Here is a 24,909-nt window from a genome sequence, read left to right as displayed (position 1 = left end):
CTCTGCCGCCTGACCGCTCATCTTCGATCACATCGGGATCGGGCGGGGTCGCGCTCGCCTCTTCCAAGGAGAACTGCAATGGACCCTTCGATTGCTCCGGCCTCGCGGGCCGCAGTGGTGACGCCGAACGATACCGCCATTGTCGGTGCGTGCGCGCTTTATATCGGCACGACGGGTGACGTTGCCATTGCGCCGCGTAGGGACATGGATCCGGTCATCTTCAGGAGCGTGCCGGCCGGGACGATCCTGCCGGTTCATGCCGCCATCGTGGCGCTGACCGGGACTACGGCATCCAACATCGTCGCGCTGTTCTAGAAGCCTCCAGAAGCGGCGCCTCATGGGCAGACCCATCAAGTTCACCCAGGCGATTGCCGACAGGATTTGCGAGCGTATCGCCGACAGGGAAAGCCTCCGGTCGATCTGCCGGGATGAAGGGATGCCGGCGATGTCGAGCGTGCTCTCCTGGCTCGCCGATGACGACAAGGCCGGTTTTCGGGCCAAATACGCCCTAGCGCGCGAGATTCAGGCGGATGGTTTTGTCGACGAGATGGTCGAGATTGCCGATGATCGCGCAGACGACTGGATCGAAAAGAAGAATGCGAGCGGCGAGACCACCGGCTGGCAGGAGAACGGCGAGGCCATAAGGCGTTCGCAGCTCCGCATCGCCACCCGTCAGTGGGTCGCCGAGAAGCTGAAGCCGAAGAAATACGGTTCCAAGGTCGAGCCCGACCAGGGCGTCGTCACCGGCGAGGTTTCGCAGTTGCTGGAAGATATCAATGGCAAGACGCGCGGACTTCCAAACGGCCGTTGACCAGTTTTCCGACTGGCGCTGGCGGCTCAACAACCTCTATTGGATCACCGACAAATCGGGCAAACGCGTCAGGTTCGAGATGAACTGGACGCAGATGACCTTTTTCGAGCAGATGCATTATCTGAATGTGCTGCTGAAGGCCCGCCAGCTGGGTCTGACGACCTTCATTCAGATCTTCATGCTCGATGCCTGCGTCTTCAACAGGGATATCCGCGCCGGCACGATCGCCCATACGCTGGGCGACGTGCAGACGATCTTCCGGGACAAGATCAAATACCCTTATGACAATCTGCCCGACGGTATCCGCAACGCCGTGCCGGTCGTCAGAGCCAACCAGACCGAACTGCTGCTGGGCAACAATTCGAGCATCCGCGTCGGAACCTCGCTGCGCTCGGGAACACTGCAATATCTTCATATCTCCGAATATGGAAAGCTCTGCGCGAAATATCCTGACAAGGCGAGGGAAGTCCGCACCGGCGCTTTGAATACGGTCCAGGCCGGCCAGCTGGTCTTCGTCGAAAGCACGGCGGAGGGCCAGGAAGGGCATTTCTACACGCTCTGCGAAGATGGCCAGGTTAAGCAGCGCCAGGCGCTAGAGCTGACCGAGCTGGACTTCAAGTTCCATTTCTTCTCCTGGTGGAAGGAGCCGCAATATGCGATCGCGCCTCAGCCACACCAATCAGTACACGCCGGATGGTTCGCTGGAATACAAGGTGGCTACCAGACGATGACCGACCAGAACGGCAAGACCTATCGGCTGCCGACCTATTCGGCCTATCAGACCTATTCGCCCGAGAACCAGGCGATCTACGACCAGACGCAGCAGACGCAGCTCGGCCTTGCCAGGCTCGCCAACGACCAGACCGGCAAGATTTCGGGCGTGTTGGGCACCAATGTCGATCTCAGCGCCGGCAATGTCGACAGATACGTCAACGATCACTGGCAGTCCGGCTTCAACAACCAGTGGGATCGCGATCAGGCGAGCCTCGACCAGAGCCTGGCCGACAAGGGCATCTCGATGGGCTCGGCCGCCTATGACAATGCGCTGCGCGATTTTTCGACGCGAAAGCAGGCCGCATCCGACCAGTATCTGGGCGACATGTATTCGAATGCCCAGAACTCGATCCTGACCGAGCGAAACCAGCCGCTGAACGAGATTTCGGCGCTGATGTCGGGCTCGCAGGTCCACCAGCCGAGCTATGTCAACACGCCGACGACGCAACTTCCCACTGTGGATCAGGCTGGGCTGATCAATGAGAATTTCAATCAGCAGATGGGCCAGTACAATCAGCAGCTAGCTAAGTCGAATGCGGCGATGGGCGGTCTGTTCGGACTCGGCTCGTCGCTGCTTGGCGGCTGGGCTATCGACCCGCTGCTGCCTGATAGTTGGATTCCGGATCTGCCCGGCCGAACGTTAGGAGAGCGGTATGACAACGCACTCGCTAGGCAGCGCGGGGCAGATAAAGCCTTCGATGACAGGCACCCCTATATTTCCCAAGCGCTGCAGCTCCTCGGAAAGGCAGGCTCTGCCGCTGCCTATGGGCCGGGGCCTATAATAGGCGACATTGCGGCCGCTGGTATTGAAGGTTTCGGGTCGGAGGAAGGTGGTTTTAGCAACCGAGCCGAGCGCGCCGTTCATGACGCGGCTGAAGAGGCTTTGAAAGTATTCGGTTTAGATGCCTTAAAAGGGCGAGTTATGCCGGCGAAAGCCGGGACCGAAGGTGGTCGTAAAGCCGGCGCGAAGGCTGCTCTTACGCGCGCGCTTCTTAGAGCCGGCGGACGAAATGGCGGTGGTGGCTGGTAACAGAAATCACCAGCTATACCTTCCTCGATATTGCCTGTTGGTTTGACGTTTTAAACCTCATTGCGATGGCGGCGATATCAAGAAAAGCAAAGGCAGCAATCAAAGGTATATTTTTGACGCCGAAAATCTTCGTCAAGGAGCTCTTCCAGCCGAAACGCGCCTGCACAGCTCCTTGGAGGGAGTAAATCCAGATCAATGGAGCGGGAAGATTGCGTTGAGATTCAACGGCCAACCCCACTCTGTGCAGGAGTTCAGCCAATCGCTCAAAACTGTAAAGGTTCAAGTGGCGCGGGAAATAATACCCGCCCCACGCACCGCGCGCGAAGAGCCGCCTGTCCCAACCGTCAGTATTAGGCGTTTCGATCAACAGCCGGCCGCCCATGCACCCGCCGTCGCAACATCACCACAATGGCCTCGCAAATCGCGGGGCTTTTCTTTTGGAGAAGGTGAATGCCCAGAAACCCATCAACCGGCGTCTATTCTAAGCCCGCCGGCACGACACCTTCCGTCGGCCAGGTCATCGACCCGGCGCCGTGGAACGCGCTGACCACCGACCTCGGTAACGAAATCACCAATTCGCTGCCGCGTGACGGCTCTGCGCCGATGATCGCACCCCTCAAGGCCGCCAGCGGAACGGTTTCGGCGCCGGGGGTCGGCTTCGCCTCGGTAACGCAGACGGGCCTCTATCTGAAGGGCGGCGGCCTTCTCGGGTTCGCACAGAACGGTGTCGACATGACCTTCGATAAGGCCATGGTCTATGCGGCAAAGTCCGCTGACTATCTGGCTCTTGCGTCCGATGATAACACTGTGCATCGCTTTACAGCCGCCGCCACGCTTACGTTGACCGCTGCTGCCACGCTCGGGGCCAACTGGCATTACACCATCATGGCAGATGGTGGAGACGTGACGATCGACCCGAATGCATCCGAAACAATCAATGGCGCCCTGACCCTTCGCGTCCCCAATGGATCGAAGTGCTTCATCATTTGCAGCGGCTCGGCGTTCTTCGCCTTTGTCACATCGGACGACACGCATAGTGAATGCCGCCTCGCGCTCTCTGGCGGCAATCTGCTGCTTTCCCGCTTCAATGGTCGGCGCCTGACGATCGGCGGCGCGTCTGAGGTCATCCCAAGCGCCGGCATCACCCTCGCTGCTGCGGGCCTAACGCCTTCCACACTCTATCACATCTACGCCTATATGAATTCAGGCACGATGACGCTGGAGGGGTCAACGACAGCATATACGACTGACGCGACGACCGGGGTCCAGATCAAAACCGGCGATGCGAGCCGCACGCTTGTCGGTATGGGCCGTCCTGTCACTGGCCCAGCATGGTCTGACACGGCAAAACAGCGCTTCGTTCGGTCTTGGTATAACGATCTCGGTGTGTCGTTATTCAACAACTTCACGGCAAACCGGGCTACAGCGAGCACTTCTGCCGTTGAGCTTAATTCAGAAATTCGTTGCGAGACGCTTCTTTGGTCAGGCGAATTGTTTGATGCCACTTCGGTAGGCTCAATCATCAACGGCGCGGCGAATGGACGAAACAACTCGTCTCTCGGGTTTGACGGGACCACGTCAGAACCAAATGGATCGCAAGCCGTCCTCTCTAGCACTGACACAGTGCCGTTTTCGTGCACGGCTCTGAAAAGCGGTCTTTCGGAAGGCTACCACTATGTGACCTTGCTCGGGCTCGTCAACAGCGGAACGGGGACATGGTATGGCGACGTTGACAGCCGCAGAACCTGCATTCGCGCGCGCGCGGGACGGTAATCATGATCTCTGTCCCATACGGCTGCGGCCTTCTGGTTTTCGGAAACAGCATCGCGTCCGGGGCAAATCCTTCAGCCGGTGGTGGCTATACCAACCGCGTCAACAATTGGATTGGCGGCGCGCTCGACAACGAGGCGGTTGGCGGGACTGGCGTCAGGAGCATCACAGAACAGGGGAATCTATACCTGCCGTATGGCTCAAGGTCCAAGCTTGTCATCTGGGATGGCCCGCTCAACGATATCAGAGCAGGGGCGGCCGATGCCCTTGCCTGCATCGCTCCACCCATGAATGCCTTCCTGTCTTCTGCATTCATGGGTGGCGGCCGCGGCGCTTCTCATTCTTAGGTGACGAGAACAGGCGTCTCGAATGTAACCGGTGTTCCGCTCCCACGTTGTCCTCGCCGCCGTAATATGTATGTGTTCCGGTGTGCAAATTTTGGACGCCGATTGACAGCGCACACACTCCTCGATCTCCCATAACCTCGCCATACTCTCGACGGTGTCTGTAGCGACCTTCGAGCTCTTTGCGACATGCAACTCGTAGAACTTTCTCGGGCTGTGCGACCAACAGCCGGCCAGGATGGCGCTGCCATTGCTTCCATCTTTCCGGACGAGCTTGTTATAAGCGGCATATCCATCGACTTGTCGTGCAGCCGGCGTAAACCACGGGCTGTGCCCTGACCATCGTGGCCGACCCCATCGCCCTAAACTCGAATGATGGGGCACAGTTAAAAAAATTTGTTACACATCCTCAATTGGGGGTGACAAGTTCATGCTGCTGCGCAATTAGTCTCGCAACTGAGAGGCGAGGCATGGACGGCATCAGATCAAGAGCGGGAATTTTATTCTCGCTTTCCATTACGACACTAGTCTTTTTCAACTATCTCTATTTTCTGAAATGGTACCAGTTTTCGGGAAGCCGACTTTGGGTTGCTGGACTTATTCTTCTCTCCGCCCCGTTCGCTCTGATGGCTTTTCGCGACTATCGAAGCATCCTGCTACCGACAACGATCCTGGCCGTCTACTGTCTTTATACTGTGGCCGGCTATTTTGTTTTCCGCACTCTCGAATTCGACATCCGCTATCTGTATCAGTTCGTTCTGACTGCGGCGCCGTTCTTCGCGGCAGGTGTCCTGGCGGGGCGGCGACCGGCCGGCATCGTTGTGGTGGCGCTGATCTCTGGCGGCACGTTGTTGCTTGCTCTACCTATTGCGTGGATCCACTACGGTTCACTTTGGGATGGTGATGACTTTCGAGATGTTCTCGGCATTCCGCAAATCCCAGGCAGGGTGCCCTACTACAGCTATTATCAGCTGGTGGCTTATGGCGTCGCGTTGGGCGCTATTCCCGTGTTCGTGTGGCTGCTGACCAGGGTGCGCGCGATCGCGCTGGTGACCGGCCTGGCGGTCACTCTTCTGCTCGCCGAGCTCGGGTCGAGGACGATCTTTTTCCTGCTGCCAGTCGTGTTTACGGTGCTCGTGTTCCGGACCAAAGGGATGGTGAATGCCGTGATATTCTTCAGCCTGTCGGCGGCGCTCGTGGTTGGCGTGTTCTACGCGCCGATTGGACGCAATCTCTCTGTCGTCCAGCGAATGGAAGGCGAGACTGAGCGTTACGAGCAAGGCGCTATCTTTCGGCCGAAGACCGACGATCATAACCCTTATAACGCCGCCGGTGCATTCGACACGGGAGATGGCGCCGACCATCGCACATGGTCACGCCGCACCTTGTTTGACTTCGCGTTCAAAGGTTGGCTTTCCAGCCCGGCGACGATCGCTTTCGGGCATGGTCTCGGATCTTTCTCGCTTGATCTGACAGGCGTCTATCCGGGCTGGCTGCTGGCCCCGCACGATGGCGAGATCTATCCGCACAACTGGATCCTTGAGGCGGGGTATGAAGGCGGCATGATCGCCGTCGTGTTACTCGGCTTGGTGCTCGTGTTTCCGTTCTGGCGCATTCTCCTGCAATGGCAAACATCGCCAGGGGCGCTTTCAATCGCCGGCATGTATCTGCTGATCTTCGGGGCGGCGTTTCTCTCCGGTGGGCTCGTATTGAACTATACGCTATTCTTCCTGTGCGGCGCGACGATCTCAGCACAGGCGAGAGCGGCTGATGGCCACTTGATCATCTGATAGGGGTCGTGCTGCGCCCTAAGCTCTGGATGGCAGCTTGCGTATCCAGCCTCTGTAAGGAACAGCCGCTCGTTCGCGGAATTTTGGGCTGAGGTTAGGCGCGGATGACAAACTACGCCGCCCATCCTTCCAGCGCGTCAGCCAGAACTGCCGCAACGCGGTTCTGTTGCTCGAACGTCAGGCCTACCCACAAGGGCAAGCGTATCAGACGCTCTGACCGCGAAGTCGTTACCGGCAACTCGCCTGACATCCGAGCGTATCGTCTTCCTGCGGGCGAGGAATGAAGAGGGACGTAATGGAAGACTGACGAAATGCCGTTGCTTTTCAGCTCACCTAGTACCTTTTGACGGTCTCTCTCTTCCGGCAGCAGTACATAGTACATGTGGGCATTATGCTGGCAATCATCAGGCACGATAGGGCGACGGAGCAGCCCCTTGGTTTCGAGCGGCTCAAGGATCGCGTGATAATAATGCCAGATCGCCAGACGGTCTTTTGTAATGCGCTTTGACTCTTCGAGTTGCGCCCACAAGAAGGCCGCGATCAACTCCCCCGGCAGGAAGGACGAGCCCACTTCCTGCCAAGTGTACTTGTCAACTTCACCCCGGAAGAAACGACTGCGATCAGTGCCTTTTTCACGGATGATTTCGGCCCGCAGAGCCAGCGCAGGATCATTGACCAATAGCGCTCCGCCTTCGCCAGAAATGACATTCTTGGTCTCGTGAAAACTGTATGCCGCGAGATCGCCGATGCTGCCGAGCGGGCGCCCTTTATATGCGGCCATCACGCCCTGTGCCGCGTCCTCTACGACCTTGAGACCGTGTTGTTTGGCGATGCGCATAATGGTGTCCATTTCGCATGCAACGCCCGCGTAATGAACTGGGACTATAGCGCGAGTGCGCGGGGTGATCGCCGCTTCAATCAAGCTTTCATCTAGATTCAGAGTGTCTTCACGGATGTCGACGAATACCGGGACACCGCCGCGCAGGACGAAGGCGTTTGCAGTCGAGACGAAAGTGTATGATGGCATTATGATCTCGTCACCCGGCTGAATGTCGAGAAGCAGAGCCGCCATTTCGAGCGCCGCAGTGCATGAGTGAGTTAGTAGCGACTTGTTGCAGCCGCTTGTTTGCTCAAGCCACTCATGACATCTTTTGGTAAATGGGCCGTCTCCGGCAAGCATGTTTCCAAACTTTGCTTCGGCAATGTAATAGAGTTCCTTCCCTGTCATGAAAGGACGGTTGAATTCTATTTTATTGCTCACTGCTTCCCCCTTGAAGTCTGTGCCATTCCTCGGAGACACTGTGCAGGTATTCGCTGTATTCGCATTTTGGCATGCGAGTTATCAGGCCTTCGAATTGCTCAATACTGAGGAAGCCTCTTACGAGAGCAGCCTCTTCCGGGCAACCAATTTTTACGCCCTGTCTTCGTTCGATCGCTTCGATATAGCTAGACGCCTCATGCAGAGCAGTGCTGGTTCCGGCGTCAAGCCAGGCGAAGCCACGGCTCAGGCGTCGCACCTGTAATTGGCCGCGTTCAAGGTATTCCAGATTGACAGCGGTAATCTCCAGTTCGCCGCGCGCGGACGGCTTGATCGCTCTTGCAATCTCCAGCACACTGTTGTCGTAGATATACACCCCGGGTACTGCAAAATTGCTTTTTGGGTGGCTGGGTTTCTCTTCAATGGAAATCGCTTTGCCGTTTCTGTCGAATTCCACAACGCCGTAGCGTTCTGGATCCTTGACATGGTAAGCAAATATCGTCGCACCCCCCGTAAAACTTGATACCGCTCGGGGAAAATCGTCCCCGCCGGAAAAAATGTTGTCACCTAGCATCAGGATGACATCATCGGAACCGACGAAATCGGAGGCGATCAAAAATGCCTGCGCAATTCCTTCAGGCCTTGGTTGCTCGCGGTACTGGATCGCCACTCCCCATTGTTCGCCGTTTCGGAGCAGTTGCTGGTATCGAGGTATGTCTGCTGGCGTTGATATGATGCAGAGTTCCTTGACACCCGAAGCAATCAGGACGGTCAGAGGGTAATAGATCATAGGTTTGTCGAAAACAGCCTGGAGCTGCTTACTGGAGACTTGCGTCAGAGGATACAGGCGCGACCCCGCGCCGCCAGCAAGAACAATCGCTTTCATTCATGTCTCCCCACACGATAGCCTCGCCGCGATCGGCGTCCGTTAGATGAATGCCCTTCCACTCGACAAAAGGGAAAGGGACAACATCAGCCTCACCTCTTTCTGGCGACGAGCAGTCGCGAACCACCCAAAGGGAAATCCAAACCAGTTCCGATGAGAGCGTTTTCCGCACGCAATATCCATCTGAAAGCGTTATTGAGCAGGCTTGGGAGTTGCATCTCGGTTCGAACGTCGATCTCGTCAACCGATTTATTTCGGCTCATTAAACGCGAAGCAAGCATCGCCGGCAGCAGGAACGAGACGAAGGAGGTGTTGCGAAGGATGGTGAAGCCCGCGGCAGTAACTTTCCTGTTCAATTCGCTGGCCGTGTACCGACGGCAATGGTGAGCGTAATCGTCAAGGGGACTCCACAGCCATGGATGCTGCGGAACAGTCACCAGCAGCGTACCTTTAGGCTTCAGCGCGGCGTGCATTTGCTGCAGGACGGTTTCATCTTCCTCGATGTGCTCAAGAACATCAAATGCGCCGATGGCATCAAATTCCTCCGCGAATGGAATTGCCCGGGCATCCATTTGCATGAGTCGTGCATTAGGCAATCTCTCAGAAGCGAATCGCAGACCCTCGATAAATATCTCGCTTCCGAAAATCTCAGCTTCTGGATATTTCCCGGTGACGCCGGAAAGAACAAAACCCGTTCCACAGCCAATTTCCAGAAAAGAGCAGAATTTGGAATGGTACTTGCGCAAAGCCCAGAGGATAAGATCGTTTCGGGACCGGAACCAGAAATTTGTGGCCTCTAATTCCGACAAAACTTTGAAATAAGAAGCCTCAAATCCACCTCCTTGGTTAGCAAACTGTGGAGCGTAAGCTGCAATTCCGCCTATTTCCTCAGGCTCCCAACGGCAAGCGGGGCAATGAGGCCTGCCGGCTTCGCTGTCGAATTTAGTTCCACAACCCAAACAACGGGAGCTCACGGATTTTGTTTTCTCTTGCTGGTGGAAGGGAAGGCATAAATGCTGCACGCCGCATATACGAATGCGGCCACAGCAACTATACCAAATGCTTGCACATAAAAGTGAGCGTAATGGAGCCTATCCACAAACACGTAGAGGATGCTGTAGTTCAGCGCGTAACCAACGCCATAGATGATTCCATATCGGACTAGGGCGCTCTGCTGCTCCGCAGCCTGAATGAAAACCCACCGCCGATTGGCAGCAAAGCTCATAACAACTCCGAGCAAATAAAGTATAGTCATTGCCAACTTTGGTGGAATCCCAGCAAAGGTGACCGTGAGGTACAGGATATATCCGAAGCCGTTCGTCAATAAGCCGATAAATCCAAAACGGGCCAGCTGCAATATACTACTTTTAGATAGAATCAGACCTCTCCACCTTATTGTCGTCCAGAACGGCCAAGCCAAAACCCGTTTTCCCGAAACTATCGCCATTGTATAGCATATATGTATTGTCCCCGTGTCGAAACACGTAAGGGTACTCGATCATCGTGCTGTCCCAGCCGTTTTCGGAAACGTCTATACCCGCTTGGTCTAATTTCAAGATCCACGCGATTCCGTCTCGGCTTTCAGAATACCCGATCCGATAAGCTTCGCCTTGACCGCTGCGGTAAGAGAACCACATCCGGTAACCACACACTGCATCAATGAGAACCGTGGGCCTGGAGAAGGCTTGCGCCTTCCCTATTTCATAGGGAATTGCCGTACCTTCCTTGTGCCATATATGGCCATCCCTTGAACTTGCAGACTTGATAACATGGAGCATTTCGCCGTTGCCCGCGTCCCAGGTTACGGTAGACCCGTACCACATCCTGAACGTTCCACTATCTGTCTTTTCAACCCATGGATAGGAAAGACTGACTGAATCCTCCTCATCCGAGGCCATAAACGCTACGTCGGCGTCCAGTTCAAGCGTTAGATCGGGTCGAACCTTTATGCGGCCTATATCGCCTCGCCAGTGCCCTCCCGGGGGCCTCTGCCATCCCATGAATAGCATATAGCGCTGCGGACCCGCATAATAACAGTTACCGATGCTGATACCCGCTTCAAAGAAACTGCCGTCAGGGCCGTGGATCAGAAAGGGCTGCTTGTGTTCGTGCACGACTTCTCGCGTCAAGAGATTGATATCAACGGCGCCCACAGAGGAACGATTCTCGCTGTCACGCCCGCTAAAAAACACCCTGCACGTGTCACGTTCGAGGTGAAGTGCGAGCGGGTTCGCAGCGTGACTCCTCAGCTTGGGGTGAACGCCGGACGGCTTGAAGAGCAGGCCGGTTTTGATCCATGTGCCGGTCATATCTTGCGCAGTTTTGAGCTGGGAACACGCGAGCGTTCAGTGGTGCTAGATACGTAGACTCCATCAGCCTCGGCATCGGACATTATGAGCGCTGCGGCACCGATAACGCATCTTGCCCCGATACTAACATGATCGCGAAGCGTGGCATTGACCCCTATGAAACATTGCTCGCCAATCCTGACCCCGCCGGATACCACCACATGCGAGGAAATAAACGTGTGACTTCCAATATCCGAATGATGACCGATATGGTTACCGCTCCACAACGTGACATTATCACCAATATGCGAAAATGGTTGAATGGTATTGTCTTCAAGAATAAAACAATTACGTCCGACGGAATGCTCGTTGAGGACTGTTGCGCTAGAACTGATATAGCTTGCCAGGTCGTAACCGAGAGCCAGCCCGGCCTCGAACTTCTGCTTGCGGATTTGATTTAGCTTGGAGTAGCTGAGTGCGACGAAAAGGGCATGGTCGGCCGGGGGATAGCGATCAGCGGCGTTTTCGAAGGCAACGACCGGCAGGCCACAAAACTCTCGATCAGTCAAATAAGCTTCGTCCACAGTGAACGCGACCACATCATAATCGCTGTCATTTTCGAAATAGTAATGCGCGAGTTGGGCAATTTCACCTGTCCCAAAAATGACGAGCTTCCGTATCATAGCTACTTCCTCACGATCATCGTAAACTCGTATAGCTCATAGTCATGTAACAAAGCTACCTGCCGTGAATAGCGCCGCTTGCAAAGATCGAATAAGTCCAGCGGGTTGGCGTAAAAAAGATCACCCCGCATCCGGTCTGCATCAGAATAGGATGTTAGACAATTGAAAGAAAAACCTGCCCCGCTGGATATGTTCATCATGTCCAGTGTTTCCACCAGATACGCAAGCCACTCCTCGTCAGTCCGATCCAGCCGCACATTGAAAATCCCGGACGCTATGGAATAGTCGACGACCTCACCTGGCGAGTTACCCAACCTAAACGTAACCTCAGGCGACGCGGCAATGCGCGAACGCGCTACTTCAATCATGGGCAGGGCAATGTCGACACCTATGTACCGGGTGGTGTGTCCCAACTGCGAGAGGTGGTCAAGCAAAGCTCCATATCCGCATCCTATATCGGCGATAGAATATGGTTGCGAAGAATCGACCACCTTGAGAAGTTGATTGAAACGCATGACCTGGCCCGCTTGGCTGTTCCAGTCCACACCTGCTGGGGTTTGGCCATGTTCAGCAATCCGCCCTGCGTAATAATTTGCCACATCCTTCAGGATGCCGTCACTGGTTCTGGCCATAAATATCTCTCACAATTGTATAGGGGCGCTGCTTAGTTTCCGAAAAGATCTTTGCTAGATAGATCCCGACCACACCGATAAACGAGATAACCATGCCCCCGAGCAACCAGATAGATGCCATTACGGAAGTCCATCCACTCAACGGGGCAGCCCAGAATAGTCTCTGCGCGATAAGGTATACTATGTAAAAAATTGCAAATAAAGAAATTGAAATGCCGATATAAAATATACTAACCAATGGCGCGTTGCTGAAGGAAGTTACAGAGTTCACTAAATTCGACATTTTTTTTCGGAACGTGTAAGTTGTTTTGCTTGTGTTGTGCTTTTTAACCCGATGAGGAGACTGTACAAATCCAGTAATATGCCAAAGTCCTGCCATAAACACTTCCCGTTCCTGATGCATAAGAAGTGCTTCTACGAACCGTTTCGTCATCAGGCGTGCAGTGACAACATTTTGGGGAAGTGCAAATCCGGTCAACACTTTGAACAATTGGTAAAACCACTGACCAGTCCAGCGTTCAAACCAATTGCCTTTTCTCCGCTCCTGAACTCCGTAGACCACGTCGCAAGATTCCTGTCCCATCTGCCTGGAAAAATCCAAGAGCCACTCTGGCTCTTCTTCAAGATCGCTATCGAGCAAAAAAACACACTCACCTCTAGCATGCGCTAAGCCGGTCATCATAGCCTTGTGGTGGCCAAAATTCCGGGAGAGATCAACAACGACAACGTGGGGGTCCTTTTTGCTGAGCTTAATAGCGAGTTCTAGACTGTCATCCGGAGAGCCGTCATTAATAAGAACGATTTCATGGTCGTCACCAACCAACCGCTGAGCGACTGTGCTGGCCCGCGAGTGAAATTCATTGATGTAGAGGGCAGACTGATAAAGGGTTGCGACTATGGAAAGCTTCATTTTACGTATCTCATGTAATGGTGGGCGTCTTTTCCGCAATTAAAGAGAAGATCCAGGATGGTCACTCCATGAGTAAATCCCGCCCAGAGTTGGGGGTATTCAGGATAGCCAGCATAGTCGAACCAGGTGAGCTCTATTCCTCGTTCTTTGAAGACTTCCTCATCTACATAGTCTTTTGCCGCGGGGCCAGATACGTACTCCGTGCCACCCGCTTGAGCACAAAGCGCAGCCAGACGCTCTGTCTTTCCTTCCACTAAAGTGTAGTCCCATGAATTGGAAATTGCAGTTTGGATTGAGAGATAATTGCAGATTGCTTCGATGAATCGGCGATTGAGCGGCGAAAGGTGACTTGGCGGTTCATTTAGGTAAACAGGCTCCAGCCACACAGCGATTTCCTCAAAGTATGGGGCACGACGATAGTTCTGGATCAGATTCTTCCAATGGGCGTTCGCCCATTCTGTGCCTTCTATCTCAGTTTCTCGGATTTTCTGGTGGTACTTGCCCTTTACCTGAACGGGGACCGTGAGCCATTGAATTCCTTGAGGCGTCTTGATCTGATTCCGATTGCGCCAATCACGTCGCGTATATTGCATGTCGTCGTAGAGTATAAACTCATCCACGGCAGCGATCATGTCGAAATAGCCCTTCCACGGGATATAGTTTGACTGGACGATAGCCACCTTCTTCACTTCATTTTCCTTCGCTCGAATGGCGCGGCAGGCGTTCAAAGCCTCACTCGGCGCCGTCGGTTTGTAAAGCTCTTGAGTACGGCTGGCAACATAGACGCCTGCGCCTGCAGCTGTTCGCCAAGTACCTAACTGCTGTCAGTACCGGAGCTATGCTCCCCAATAGCGCCGTTTGAATCTTCCCCGGGTGCTGCGGCCGCTGGTCTTCCGGGGCGCGCGCCGGAAGACCAGCGGCGCGTCATCGCTGATACTCCTTCCAATGGTTGACGTGCCCCCGTTAAATTAGGCCGTTTGGAACTGGAATTTTCCACTTATGACCCCCGATGGGAAGAAGAGGAGAATTCGATGAAGGCCTCGAAGTTTTCGGAAGCGCAGATCGCATTCGTGTTGAAGCAGGCAGAGGGTGGCACGCCGATCGGCGAGGTCTGCCGCAAGGCAGGAATTTCGGACGCGACGTTCTACAATTGGCGCAAAAAATACGCAGGTCTGATGCCGCCTGAGATGAAGCGGCTTCCAGCTCCCGCTGGCCCAGATTCGGGGAGCACCTCATCGTCGCGTGGGTCTCGGTCCATTTTCTAAGGTTGACAGGAATCTCATTTCATGGAGGTCGAAGCAGCAAAACCAGGGTCGATAAACAAGGCCGACCGAAGACGCTGTTCGAGCCTTATGTCTTCCATCGAAATCTGTCCGGCAAAACGCGCGACAGCGCAGTCAAGCACAAAAACGGTTCAGGACAGGCAAACTTACCTCCCAGTCCTGATGCAGGACGATTATATGGACCGTCGCCCCGAGCAGACGTTGACCGTTCCGCTAGAACGCCACTTCGCAAACCAGTCGTCTCTCGCTTGCCATATATTGACCCCGCAATAGCAAATCCACGCTGGGTAGCGGCTCTACGTACTGGCGATAAATCAGAGTGTCACCGCTTAAGTGTTCGTTTTCGACCAAGTAGCTGACCTGCTGGCGAAACGCTTCAAATTGGCAGCCGTCCTTCCCTATTACCCCCCGCCTGAACGCCAAAGTGTGCCCAAAATAGACCCGGTCCGATCTGTGAGCTGCGAGACGTTTCCCATCCTCCGAGAATATCGGAAGAAGTTGTTCGAGACCGTCCTTGGTTTTCTTGCTGAGGGTAAACCAGTTCTCAGCCATCCGAAGATCGGTAGAATTAAACACGTCGATTGGACCGACCCCGTAGATACCAGCTGCGTTCGTCGGCGCCGCAACGGATCTCTGGATTTTCCGCAGGACCGTCGGAGAGTTCTTCACCAAGTACGGCAGAGGAAGCGAGATAACAAAGCATGCCAGCAAAATCATTACATGACAGAAGACGGTGGAGATCGGATCACCCGGGACGATGTCCTTGTGGACCATCTGGCCCGTTGGCAACAGCGTATACTCTGGCTTTGGCGTAGGGATTTCACAGACGCCGAACATCCTCGTCCGACGCTCGGCAACGAACCTGTACACTGCCGGTCCGCCCAAATATCGACCGACTATGAGCAACGGATGAAGCGGCAGCAAAAGGAACACGTGCTTCGATAAAAGCACATAGAACTCGTAACCCTTGACGGCATTCCCGCTGCTGACGTCGACAGCGTAAAGGTCCTTTCGTGCATCATCTGGATCGATGCCGACTTCGATAAGCCAAGGAATGTTCTTGGACAACGGCTTAAGGTGGACTCGCCTGAAGAGATCGACGGCCTTTACGAACGTCACCGTTCTATCGCACAGGTTGCAGCGGTCATCGTACGCCACCTGCAGCCTGTTTGCGCCACTGATGAATGTCTTGGTCCAAAACAAGGCGGCCAAGAACAGGAACTCGAATTGGGCTAGCCACCCGAGCTGGAGGATGAATAGGCTCAGCCCGAAGAACAGCACGCCCCACATGATCACATATTTGCGAAACACTCCGCCGAGAAGCACAAACGGAAGCAGCAGAAGATACCACGGCAACATCGCCCAGAGTGATACGCGCGCCAGGAAAACCGGGATCGGGCCTTGCGAGAGCAGCCAGCTAAACTCACTCGAATATCTGGACATGAAGTTATTGGTGAGCAGCAGTGGGCCAGCCGAACCTGACATCCAGGCAGGCTCGGCCAAATGGATCGAAAGCGAGTACAGGCACACGCACCAGTAACAGGCGAGCGTCATCAACTTTGCGAGCTGCAGCCCGGATTCGCTTGGTAAACCGTTGTCATAGTAGAACGCTGAGATGACCTTGCACGCGAACGTGCCTCTTTTCATAAGCAGCCGGTCCAGCGAAAAATTCGCTCCGGCGTTTGCGAAAATCAGAAGCACTGAAAGCATCGCTGCGATCCAGTTTCCCAATGTGGCTGTGCGGAGCAGTGTGTCTCCCATCTGCCACTGAAAAACGATCAGGTACACGAGAGTGTACTGCGTCAGCAGACCCGCTGTCACCAAGACGCCGCAGAGCAATCCCATCATGGCAGTCAACCAAATCGATGGCTGCCCCCAATCCGAAGGCTCAAGATAGGAGATCACCCAGAAGGCGCGCTCGATCATGAAGAGCCCAAATACTATTCGGATCAGCGCGAATTTCGGTGCTTCCTCCTCTGGATTTGATACGAAGGCCCCGCGTCTAGCGAGCCAATCCGCAAGACCACTTAGGACGACTGCGGCCTTCACTCTAACTACGGGGTGGATACCGAATACGAACAAACCGATCAGCAGCGGGAAAAAGCCGAAAAAGCGATTCTCGAACCAGTCCCAAGTTCCGGTAAGAGCGACCAGGGAAAGAGCAATGATGAATATCAGGCTGGTTACGAGGATCCCTTTGCTGCGGCGCACGTTTGAAAGGGATTCCACGCCCGCTGATATATCCGTCGCATCAACCATGCCCAACCGTCGCCTTCGATTTCTTCGCTAAGTCTCATTAGGGGCGTACCGTTCAGCGCCCTGGAGCTTAACGCCTCCTGCTTCTATGACCTCTATCCAAGCGAACGCTTACTTTAGAATCGAGCGAAGCTCAAGGCACGACTTCCAAGGGATGTAATTTGACTGGACTATCGCAACTTTCTTCATTCCGCATCCTTATCTCGCAGTGCCTTGCACGCTTTCAGAGTGTCCGCGGGGTTTGTCGGCCGATAAAGCTCCTGAACCCGGCTTGTGATGTAACCGCCCGCACCATCAGCGGTGCTCCACGTTCCCGCATGCTTGTAGTTTTGCGGAAACATTGCTCCCATGTCGGCCATGAGTTCTGTCGGAATGCTGCGAGGGCCTGTTGCCTCCACCAGAACCCAAGCTGCGGCGAGTTTTTCACACGACACACGGCCCATCACTGCGGTCGCATATTTCAGGCTGCCGGTGTAGCCGCCAATCATCCAAGCGGCTCCGATGCTTTCGGCGCCCATGGCGTACAGGAGCGTTGGAGATTGACCAGATAGATCGATGACGGGATCGCCTGGTTTGAAACCGCTGTTTTTAGCAGCCATAACCGCATCCGAAATATAGGAAGCATACGCCTTCGATAGTATCAATTCAGATCGATGAGGCCCAAGGTTTATGGGGGCATCGTTGAGCTTGAGCGATTGAGGTTGGCGAAACGGTTGCTCTAGTGCTGTCTGAAGAAGTGTCGCCGTCACCGCTTGGGCGGCAAGGACGAGGGGTAACAAAAACGACCAATTTGATCGTTCACGAGCAATTGGGCTAACTAGTACAATGCCGGCCAGCAGCCAAAAAAAACCCGCTTGTATCCCACTTTCCCAATAATTAACGTTTGTCCCAAAGGCATACATATGCGGGGTTATCAAAAAGAGACACGCGATGCTCCAGTGCGCCACCGATAAGCCCTTGAATGGTCTCGGCCTGCCAAAGGCTAGGCCTGCGAGCGCTGCAGCATAGACGACGCCGAAAAATGACAACCCTTGAAACTGCCCCAGCTCTGCAACCTTAGGGATCTGGCCAAATACGAGGAGCGCCGTCACGAGGAAGAGGCTGACCGCTGCGATCAGGGATATAATCACGCTCACGGATCGTCGCGACAAGAAACCCCAGACGGCAATAAACGTTGCTAGGAATACGAGTAGGGTAAGTAGTTTATCTTTGCCGTTCAGCCAGAAACTATCGATGCGCAAAAGTTCGGTGAATGTGTGGCCGCCACCGAGATAGTGTCCAAACTCAAGTCCTAGCTGTAGCCGTTCCACAAACTTCCGAAGGGAGCCATCGATTATGAATGCGCTGAGCAGAAGTGGGACGACCGCACTGGTGATGGCAAGTAAGAGCAGACGCAGCTGGAACTTTTTGGAAACGATCAGGTAGACTAGGGTGCCCACAGCCAGTGCGCCTGCAGTGCTTGGCTTGGCCATGATGGCCAGCCAGCCACCTGCGCCGATCAACATCGAGCCTGCAACGCTCCGCCAGTTCCATGCTCGTTCAAGCATGAGCATACCGATGCTCGTCACCAGCAAAGACTGAAGTGCCAAGCTATAATAGCTCGGCGTTAGAAGCCACGAGTCGAACAGGGCAAAAACACTAGTTGCCAGTCCAGCCGCGGCAGCGCACAGGACGACATCATTCGCTCTTGATTCGGGTGCGACTGCCACGAGAAGTGTATGTGCCAGCCCCCCAGCCAAAGCGAATGTGACGAGTATGTTGGCCTGCCTTAATGCCGCAATGTCCCCGCCGAGCAAAACATACAGAGGATGATACACAAATCCGAACTGCGTGATCGAAAAATCATAGATGAACGGGTTAGATATCGACACCAGATGAAAGCCTTCATCGGTGAACTCGATCCCGTAGGAGCTATATTTGAGCACCCAGCCGAGGATCAATATTGTTGCTGCTAGCGTCAGGCCAGTCATCGCGTGACTGGAGCCTGCGACGGGGGCGCTTTTATAATTCTCACTCAGCGCCATCTTGGACTGCTCGCTGCTTATTTCTGGATCGCCTTGGATTACGCGACCCTGTCACGGTTGTGGTTAAAGTCGTCTTAGATCACTTTCCACGTGATATAAAACTGCTTTTTCATGGTGAGGTCCAAGCTAGCTTTTTTTCACCTCCCCAATTTGATGTAAGCTGCAAATTGGGAACCAACTGATTCAGCCCACGCGTCTCGCTCCCCCGGGTCGCCGTGCTTGCTCTGATCATCGACGGTGTTGTGGACGAATAGGCAAGTGCCGGGTTCCCGGTTCGCTCTGTCCCGGTGAACAACTTCTACAACGCCACGACGGATTGCGATGTGGACGGAATCCACCCGCACGCTATCGGGCATCTGAACTATGCGTGCGCCTATATATCGGAAATCCACATCCTCTAGGCGGAGCAGAGAGCGCCGGCCATATACACCATGTTCCGCGCAGCAGTCTTCGGAGCCAATTTCAGGAAATTCTGCCGGATCTGATACTTAAGCCAGCCCTTTGCCTTCCCGGAAAGGTATTGCTCATATTCAATGTCATGGGGGAATACCATCAGGCTCTCGACCTTGAAGCCGCAGGTTTTTAACAGGTTCTCGAAAGAGCCGGGTGTGTAGAAATTGATATGCCCATATGGGCCAGACATTCGGATCGACTTGTCGAGATCCTTCGTCAGTTCGAGCGGCACCTCGATATAGAGCTTTTTGCTCACCCGCTTGGCTTCGTACAGAAACATCCGCTCATGCTCGACATGTTCAAGGACATGAATGGCAAGCGCGAGATCAAAGGCTTTGTCCGGGTGAGGGATCTTGTAGCCGTCGAATTGGTCGACAGCGCTTAGAGACGGCAGCTTGCGGGCTCTTATGGCGTCAATGCCAGACTTGGATATCTCGACGGCCGCCAGGCTCGTGGCGATACCAGAGGCGCTCAGCTCGTACAGGACAGCACCTTCACCCGCACCAATGTCGATCACCTTGTCGTAGGTACGACCAGGCGCGACTTTGAGGATGTGCCCGAGAGACTGCCTCGCGGCAATGGCCCGCTTCTCCGCTACCGCGCCATCCGCGTAGTAGTCCTCGTACATGTCCATGAGTTCGGTATTGGTGCTCATCTCGCCTCCCTAAGCAATCAGGGAACTCGATACACCACAAAGTGAAATCCCACAATCTGGAGCCTCCCATGACCTCGATGCGCACCAGCGCTGCGGGCCGCAAGGCTATTGCGCAGCGTGAAGGCAATAAGCTTATCGCCTACCTCGACGGCGTCGGGCTCTGGATCGGGGTAGGGCACACGACTGCAGCCGGTCCGCCGGCCGTGAAGAAGGGCCTGAAGATCACCGCGGCAGAATCCGACCAGATCGTCACGCGTGACCTGGGTGATGTCGAAGCCACGATCAACAAGGCCGTCAAGGTCCCGCTCAACGCTGGTCTTCAACATCGGTGGAACAGCTTTTGCAAAGTCCACGCTGCTCAAGAAGTTGAATGCGCGTGGCTTCCGCGGCGGCAGTGGTCTGGCCCTAGCGGGCAAGCACGTACTGCCGTTGCTCCATCATCGCAGCGAGGTTGCTCGATGCAGTTCTCTGCCCGTAGAACTCGCCGGCCTAAGCGTGAGCTACTGAGGCGCCATCTACCGGCTTGTTCTTGCTTTCTAGCAGGCGATATTTGAAGCGTTTCCCTAAATCCCGGAACGGCTTCTCGAAGTACCTTGTGGAAAGGGTGGCGAGGGTGCCTGAGACGAGCAGAACGGATACTCCTACGGCCACGCCCGACCAGTTTTCGATCCTCGGGACTTGGTTGAGAAAATATCCGTGGAACAGCCCGTTGATCGCCTGGTGGTACATGTAGAACGAGTAAGAAATCAGGCCCATGAATACCATGAAGCGCGAGCGCAAGATTTTGCGGTAAATACCGTCAGTGATGAAAATCCGCACGATGGCGTAGGCAAAGAGAGCGGATCGAAGGCTGAACGGGGCAGAAGCGCCTATCCACAGGGGCGGCCACATAAGGGTATAGATCGCCACTCCTGCGAGAATATCCAGAATAATCCGGCGATCGGCCAGCCATTGCAGCTTGGGACTGCGAATGAGGTAGGCAGCAAGGACGCCGAACATCAGCCCATCAGCTCGGGCAGGCGTAGGGAAGTACCCCACATAAAATCCATAGTGCTCCCAAAGGTAGCCGCGAAGGATGGGAGCCAAGATCAGAATGGCAAGCGCGATTTTCATCACGGACTTCTTTGGAAGAAAGAAAACAACGAACGGGAAGACTAGGTAAAACTGCTCCTCGACCGCTAGGGACCATGTGATCCCAACCCAGCGCGCCCCGCCTGTATTCTCTGCGGCCATGAAGTAGTTTTGTGTGAAAGTCAGGTACGCCCATGTGGGCAACTGGTCCACCATAAGGAAGGCGTGGAACCACGGGGCGCCGTCTGTCTGCCCGATGTGCTTGGCGACGACATAAGTCACCATCAGAAGCAGGTAAACCGGAAGGATTCTGGCTGCTCGCCTTATCCAAAATACCTTGAAATAATTTTCGGCGTCCCGGTGGTCTACGAGTATCCCGCCGATCAAGAAGCCAGACAAGACGAAGAACAAGTCAACACCACCCCCGCCGCCAAAGAAGAAACCGTAAAGGGGTCTGGGAACTTGGTATTGAAATTCCGGCGCCATGATGCCGAACAACGTGTGCAGCAGGACCACCATTAGAACCGCAGCCCCGCGAATGCCGTCCAGTTCCGGCAAGTGGTTGCCGGCCTTAACCCACTCTGTTCCGTTCATTTGTGCTGTTCTCTTTGGCCTTTGCACCCATAACGGGTGACGGGTAATTACCATCCAGCCGGAACAACGTCTACGTCTCGCTCGACGGAATATCGTTCCGCGTCAACTGACGCCTGAAATCCTACAATCTGGAGCCTTTCATGCTCGTCCATAACTGGCGCGAGGTGCTGAAACGCGCCTGGAGCGTCCGCCTCATGGTGCTCGCTCTGCTCTTCATCATCATCGAGCCGATCTACACCTTCGTCGCCGCCACCTGGGTTGCGAAGAACATCTACATCCAGCTCGGAATGTCGGCGGTCGCCGGCCTTCTCGCCGTCGCTGCGATCATCGCTCGCATCTTCGTCCAGCAAAAAGTTTCAGGAGATTTGAATGGCAAGCCGCCTCAAGAAGGGTAGCGCGATCGCCGCTGCCTGCATCGCAGTCGTCAGCACCTTCGAAGGGCTGCGCACCGTCGCTTATCGCGACCCAATCGGCATTCCGACGGTCTGCTTCGGCGAGACGCGCGGCGTGAAGATGGGCGACAGATACACCATCGCTCAATGCAAAGACATGCTCGGCGACAGCCTGAAGGAATTCGAGATCAGCATGCGCGCCTGCATGAAGCAGCCGGAGCAAGTTCCCGCCGCCGCCTATGTTGCTTTCCTGTCCTTCACCTACAACGTCGGCACAGGCGCCTTCTGCAAATCCACTCTGACGCGCAAGTTGAACTCGGGCGATGTCGTCGGGGCCTGCAACGAACTGCTGAAGTGGGATCGCGCCGCCGGCATCCAGCTTCATGGTCTGACGAAGAGGCGCACCGCGGAGCGCGCCCTTTGCCTCAATGGGATTCCGGTCTGATGTTCGGGATCCTCGACTATCTCAAGCTCGGTGCCGGCCTGGCGGCCGGTCTGCTGCTCTACCACCTCTATGCCGTTTCGATCGGCTATCCGGCCGCCGCCAGCGAAGCCCGCGCCGGCTATGTCCTAGTTGCCGAGAACACGGTGGCCGAAGCCAAGGCCGCCGAAATGGAGCGCCAGCGAAACGCGGCCACCCAGGCGACCGAAGAGCATCGCAAGCGCCTCGGCTGCCGAGCAGGCCGCCAAAGAGACCCTCGAAACCGAGATCCAATCCTATGAGCTTCAGCTTTCGGAAAAGAACCGCGCTTGCGCTGTCACTGCTGCTGATCGTCAGTGGCTGCTCCGCCACTGAGCGATTGAACAAGGCGGCGGTGACGAAGGGGCAGGCGGCGGCCGGCGTCGTCCTGCCGCCGTTGCCGGACGATCTGCGCCGCCAGGAAGCGCATGCGCCTGTTGCGGAAGGCGAGCCCGTCATCGCCATCCTCGCCCGCGAGCGGCAGGCGCTCGACCGCGCCAACGCCCGGCAGGGGCGCACCATTCAATTCTACGACGACCTCACCAGCAGATATGGAACACGCCGATGATGAACGCCATTTCGCTTGCCCTGACAAGCCCGATGCTGAGCGGTGGAGGCGGAGCCGGCGGAGACCCCGACCGCTACATGTTCTTCGTGACCCGCAACCGCATGCCATCAGGCAGTATCGTCACCGCTGCATCCGGCACGAATTATGTCTGCACCAAGGTCGTCGTCAACACGCCGCAGTACAAGACCAGGACCTTCCGCTTTCACCTCTCGGGCTTTGCCTCGACGGAAGGTGGAAACGCGCCGCAGGAAACGGTCGTTACCGGCACGATCGGCACGCCGGGCAATTCCGTCGTTGCCGATGCGATGTTCATCAGGGCGGCCGGCGTCTTCTACCAATGCACCTTCGCCGGCCTGAACACGGGACGGTCGCGGATCAGACGAACGGCGCCTGGACGGACGAACTGACCATTCCCGATGTCGCCTCGGAAAGCGAAATCGAAATCTGGCTGTTTTATCATACCGCCGTCGGCGAGAAGATCTGGCCGGTCTATCGCATCCAGAAGCACCGCGGCGAGCGCGTCTGGGGTGCCGGCGATCTCGCCACGCTGCTCGCCTTCAAGGACACCCCGCTTGCCGACAGCACCGCCGCACTCGACTCCAACTACGCGACCGTCACCCAGCCACAATATTATGGGCCTGACTTCATGGTCGCCAAGGGCGATTGGGATGGAAGGCCGGTCGCACTTGCTGTCGTCGACAGCCTGGGTGAAGCGCGCCAGCAGTTTTCCGCGGCTGCCGATGCGCGCGGCAATCTCGGCTGGTTTCGCCGCTGGCTCGACAGGGATGGCGGCATCGGCCGCATTCCGCATCTGATGATCGGCATGCCGGGAAACGGTTCGGTGCGCGAGCTCACCGGCACCGGGGCTGCGATCGCGACCCGGCGCTGGGCCGTTCTCGACGAAATCACCGCCTTCAACAACAACAAGAAGCCGTTCACCGTCATCGCCAACCAGATGGGGCAGAACGATACGGCGGCCACCTACACGCAGTTCTTCAACACCAACTACAGAAGCTTGATCACCAGGCTTCGGGCGCGCTACCCCGGCGTTAAAATCGTCGCCTTGCCGCCGCTCGGCCGCACCGTATCCACCCGCACGGTCACCCTGACATCGGTCGGCACCGTCGTCACGGCAACGATCGCCTCGGGCATCAATGGGCTTACGACCGGCCAGACGGTGTCGATCTCCGGCGCTACGCCGACGGAATATAACGGCAATGCGGTGATCACGGTCACCGGGCCGAACAGCTTCACCTATAATTTCGCCGGATCGGCGACATCGCCCGCGACCGGCACGATCACCGCCAACGACCTCTATCTCAGGGCCTCGTATCAGAGCTTTTCCGCCAACAACACCTGGCCGGCGGACGGTACGGATGCTTCGGGCAAATGGCGGCTGCGCGCCGATATCCTGGCGAAGACCTCCGCCTGCTGCGACGATGCTATCGATACCTATGCGGCCTGGGTCTCCGGTGAAAGGGATGGCGTCTGGCCCGGTATGCTGGAGCTGTCGAGCACGGTGGTGACCGTGCAGTCGGGCACGGACGGAGTTGCGACCTACACGACGATCGAAGTGGCGGATGCCAGCATCTTCGGGCCGGAGCAGGAGATCAGCACCTATGCCGGGCCGGATGGCCTTGCCCGCCTGTCGACCACGTCGATCGGCAGCATCTCCGGCAATACGATCACCATTTCGATCCCGCGCTCCACGGTGCTGCCGGTCGGCTCCATCGTCCGCCCGAGCGTCACGCCGGATGGCGTTCATCCCTACGGCGCCGTGATCGACCGCGTCGCCACCGGCATTCCCCAATCCGAGAAGGTGAAATTCAATCCATAGGCGGAGCCAACGAAGAGCCCTTCGACATCGTCACTTCGGCTCCGGCTGCTGGATGACCGGCGGGGGCGTTTCGCTCTTGCCGCCTTGATCGAACGGCTTGATCACCAGGATGCTCAGGATCGACGCGACCATTACCCCGA

The 24,909-nt window shown here is 55.8% G+C and carries 23 protein-coding genes and 6 pseudogenes; 14 read left to right on the top strand and 15 right to left on the bottom strand.

The genetic code is table 11. The annotated features are described in order from the left end of the window. Positions 1–78 precede the first annotated feature (78 nt). The 4 genes and pseudogenes from ACM5SV_RS27670 to ACM5SV_RS27655 form a co-directional block, all read left to right on the top strand. Complete coding sequence (locus tag ACM5SV_RS27670) at positions 79–315, top strand: spike base protein, RCAP_Rcc01079 family (protein WP_222017688.1); 237 nt, start codon at positions 79–81, stop codon at positions 313–315. A gap of 22 nt (positions 316–337) precedes the next feature. After that, the gene (locus ACM5SV_RS27665) at positions 338–811 is read left to right on the top strand and encodes a terminase small subunit protein (RefSeq protein WP_222017687.1); all 474 of its coding nucleotides are present in this window, start codon (positions 338–340) and stop codon (positions 809–811) included. Then, a pseudogene (locus ACM5SV_RS27660) lies at positions 777–1,481 on the top strand (terminase); the annotation flags it as partial. The gene ACM5SV_RS27665 and the pseudogene ACM5SV_RS27660, both read left to right, overlap by 35 nt. Further along, positions 1,474–2,174: pseudogene (locus tag ACM5SV_RS27655) on the top strand (tail fiber domain-containing protein); the annotation flags it as partial. The pseudogenes ACM5SV_RS27660 and ACM5SV_RS27655, both read left to right, overlap by 8 nt. A gap of 454 nt (positions 2,175–2,628) precedes the next feature. On the opposite strand, the gene ACM5SV_RS27650 reads toward ACM5SV_RS27655, so the two are convergent. Continuing rightward, positions 2,629–2,997, bottom strand: a complete 369-nt coding sequence (locus tag ACM5SV_RS27650) for a hypothetical protein (RefSeq protein ID WP_260690419.1) — start codon at positions 2,995–2,997, stop codon at positions 2,629–2,631. A 68-nt stretch (positions 2,998–3,065) separates the two neighbouring features. On the opposite strand from ACM5SV_RS27650, the gene ACM5SV_RS27645 reads away from it, so the two are divergent. Together ACM5SV_RS27645 and ACM5SV_RS27640 are read left to right on the top strand one after the other, a co-directional pair. Next, complete coding sequence (locus ACM5SV_RS27645; RefSeq protein ID WP_260690418.1) at positions 3,066–4,388, top strand: hypothetical protein; 1,323 nt, start codon at positions 3,066–3,068, stop codon at positions 4,386–4,388. 2 nt (positions 4,389–4,390) lie between these two features. After that, positions 4,391–4,732, top strand: coding sequence for a hypothetical protein (locus ACM5SV_RS27640; RefSeq protein ID WP_222017770.1), 342 nt, complete (start codon positions 4,391–4,393; stop codon positions 4,730–4,732). A 63-nt stretch (positions 4,733–4,795) separates the two neighbouring features. Here the strand turns inward: ACM5SV_RS27640 and ACM5SV_RS27635 are convergent. Continuing rightward, positions 4,796–5,032, bottom strand: a pseudogene (locus tag ACM5SV_RS27635) (IS66 family transposase); the annotation flags it as partial. A 167-nt stretch (positions 5,033–5,199) separates the two neighbouring features. Here ACM5SV_RS27635 and ACM5SV_RS27630 point away from each other — a divergent pair. Further along, positions 5,200–6,519 (top strand): hypothetical protein, encoded by a 1,320-nt coding sequence (locus ACM5SV_RS27630; protein WP_222017685.1) that lies wholly within the window; start codon positions 5,200–5,202, stop codon positions 6,517–6,519. Between the two features lie 112 nt (positions 6,520–6,631). Here ACM5SV_RS27630 and rffA read toward each other — a convergent pair whose 3' ends face one another. From rffA to ACM5SV_RS27585, 9 genes are all read right to left on the bottom strand, one after another. After that, complete coding sequence (gene rffA, locus ACM5SV_RS27625; RefSeq protein ID WP_222017683.1) at positions 6,632–7,780, bottom strand: dTDP-4-amino-4,6-dideoxygalactose transaminase; 1,149 nt, start codon at positions 7,778–7,780, stop codon at positions 6,632–6,634. Further along, positions 7,770–8,663 (bottom strand): glucose-1-phosphate thymidylyltransferase RfbA, encoded by an 894-nt coding sequence (gene rfbA, locus ACM5SV_RS27620; protein WP_164578185.1) that lies wholly within the window; start codon positions 8,661–8,663, stop codon positions 7,770–7,772. Before rfbA ends, rffA begins: the two co-directional genes overlap by 11 nt. 92 nt (positions 8,664–8,755) lie before the next feature. Further along, complete coding sequence (locus ACM5SV_RS27615; protein WP_222017681.1) at positions 8,756–9,637, bottom strand: class I SAM-dependent methyltransferase; 882 nt, start codon at positions 9,635–9,637, stop codon at positions 8,756–8,758. After that, on the bottom strand, positions 9,634–10,020 hold the full coding sequence (locus ACM5SV_RS27610) for a GtrA family protein (protein WP_246711488.1): 387 nt from the start codon (positions 10,018–10,020) through the stop codon (positions 9,634–9,636). Before ACM5SV_RS27610 ends, ACM5SV_RS27615 begins: the two co-directional genes overlap by 4 nt. Before the next feature lie 10 nt (positions 10,021–10,030). Beyond that, complete coding sequence (locus ACM5SV_RS27605; RefSeq protein ID WP_419425454.1) at positions 10,031–10,972, bottom strand: hypothetical protein; 942 nt, start codon at positions 10,970–10,972, stop codon at positions 10,031–10,033. Further along, complete coding sequence (locus ACM5SV_RS27600) at positions 10,969–11,634, bottom strand: acetyltransferase (protein ID WP_222017676.1); 666 nt, start codon at positions 11,632–11,634, stop codon at positions 10,969–10,971. Before ACM5SV_RS27600 ends, ACM5SV_RS27605 begins: the two co-directional genes overlap by 4 nt. Positions 11,635–11,636: 2 nt before the next feature. Then, positions 11,637–12,266 carry a class I SAM-dependent methyltransferase gene (locus ACM5SV_RS27595; RefSeq protein ID WP_222017674.1) on the bottom strand — a complete coding sequence of 210 codons (630 nt, stop codon included), beginning with the start codon at positions 12,264–12,266 and terminating at the stop codon, positions 11,637–11,639. After that, positions 12,250–13,176 carry a glycosyltransferase family 2 protein gene (locus ACM5SV_RS27590; RefSeq protein ID WP_222017672.1) on the bottom strand — a complete coding sequence of 309 codons (927 nt, stop codon included), beginning with the start codon at positions 13,174–13,176 and terminating at the stop codon, positions 12,250–12,252. The genes ACM5SV_RS27595 and ACM5SV_RS27590 overlap by 17 nt, the downstream gene beginning before the upstream one ends. Continuing rightward, on the bottom strand, positions 13,173–13,865 hold the full coding sequence (locus ACM5SV_RS27585; protein WP_222017670.1) for a WbqC family protein: 693 nt from the start codon (positions 13,863–13,865) through the stop codon (positions 13,173–13,175). The genes ACM5SV_RS27590 and ACM5SV_RS27585 overlap by 4 nt, the downstream gene beginning before the upstream one ends. A 342-nt stretch (positions 13,866–14,207) precedes the next feature. Between ACM5SV_RS27585 and ACM5SV_RS27580 the strand changes: the two are divergent. Then, positions 14,208–14,375 (top strand): annotated as a pseudogene (locus tag ACM5SV_RS27580) (transposase); the annotation flags it as partial. Positions 14,376–14,672: 297 nt separating this feature from the next. Here ACM5SV_RS27580 and ACM5SV_RS27575 read toward each other — a convergent pair. From ACM5SV_RS27575 to ACM5SV_RS27565, 3 genes are all read right to left on the bottom strand, one after another. Next, positions 14,673–16,718: a thiol-disulfide oxidoreductase DCC family protein gene (locus ACM5SV_RS27575; protein ID WP_222017668.1), complete on the bottom strand. Its 2,046-nt coding sequence runs from the start codon at positions 16,716–16,718 to the stop codon at positions 14,673–14,675. Positions 16,719–16,900: 182 nt separating this feature from the next. Next, positions 16,901–18,739, bottom strand: a complete 1,839-nt coding sequence (locus ACM5SV_RS27570) for a hypothetical protein (RefSeq protein ID WP_222017667.1) — start codon at positions 18,737–18,739, stop codon at positions 16,901–16,903. 397 nt (positions 18,740–19,136) lie between these two features. Continuing rightward, positions 19,137–19,847 carry a class I SAM-dependent methyltransferase gene (locus tag ACM5SV_RS27565; RefSeq protein WP_222017665.1) on the bottom strand — a complete coding sequence of 237 codons (711 nt, stop codon included), beginning with the start codon at positions 19,845–19,847 and terminating at the stop codon, positions 19,137–19,139. Between the two features lie 68 nt (positions 19,848–19,915). On the opposite strand from ACM5SV_RS27565, the gene ACM5SV_RS27560 reads away from it, so the two are divergent. Continuing rightward, entirely contained in the window at positions 19,916–20,401 is a 486-nt protein-coding gene (locus ACM5SV_RS27560; protein WP_409936801.1) for a lysozyme, read from the top strand. On the opposite strand, the gene ACM5SV_RS27555 is transcribed toward ACM5SV_RS27560, so the two are convergent. Next, complete coding sequence (locus tag ACM5SV_RS27555; protein ID WP_222017661.1) at positions 20,337–21,512, bottom strand: acyltransferase family protein; 1,176 nt, start codon at positions 21,510–21,512, stop codon at positions 20,337–20,339. The two genes, ACM5SV_RS27560 and ACM5SV_RS27555, sit on opposite strands and share 65 nt — an antisense overlap. A gap of 140 nt (positions 21,513–21,652) precedes the next feature. On the opposite strand from ACM5SV_RS27555, the gene ACM5SV_RS27550 reads away from it, so the two are divergent. The 5 genes and pseudogenes from ACM5SV_RS27550 to ACM5SV_RS27530 all read left to right on the top strand — a co-directional run bounded on the left by ACM5SV_RS27550 (position 21,653) and on the right by ACM5SV_RS27530 (position 24,769). Continuing rightward, positions 21,653–21,907, top strand: a complete 255-nt coding sequence (locus tag ACM5SV_RS27550) for a hypothetical protein (protein ID WP_222017659.1) — start codon at positions 21,653–21,655, stop codon at positions 21,905–21,907. Beyond that, positions 21,882–22,349 carry a lysozyme gene (locus tag ACM5SV_RS27545; protein ID WP_222017657.1) on the top strand — a complete coding sequence of 156 codons (468 nt, stop codon included), beginning with the start codon at positions 21,882–21,884 and terminating at the stop codon, positions 22,347–22,349. Before ACM5SV_RS27550 ends, ACM5SV_RS27545 begins: the two co-directional genes overlap by 26 nt. Next, positions 22,349–22,700, top strand: a pseudogene (locus ACM5SV_RS27540) (hypothetical protein). Before ACM5SV_RS27545 ends, ACM5SV_RS27540 begins: the two are co-directional and overlap by 1 nt. Before the next feature lie 19 nt (positions 22,701–22,719). Beyond that, entirely contained in the window at positions 22,720–22,932 is a 213-nt protein-coding gene (locus ACM5SV_RS27535; RefSeq protein ID WP_222017655.1) for a hypothetical protein, read from the top strand. Next, a pseudogene (locus tag ACM5SV_RS27530) lies at positions 22,929–24,769 on the top strand (SGNH/GDSL hydrolase family protein). The gene ACM5SV_RS27535 and the pseudogene ACM5SV_RS27530 overlap by 4 nt, the downstream one beginning before the upstream one ends. The last annotated feature ends 140 nt before the right edge of the window (positions 24,770–24,909 follow it).

The organism is Rhizobium sp. CRRU65, from assembly GCF_048551595.1.
Taxonomy (GTDB): domain Bacteria; phylum Pseudomonadota; class Alphaproteobacteria; order Rhizobiales; family Rhizobiaceae; genus Rhizobium; species Rhizobium leguminosarum_J.
This window is presented reverse-complemented; position numbering and strand designations above follow the sequence as displayed.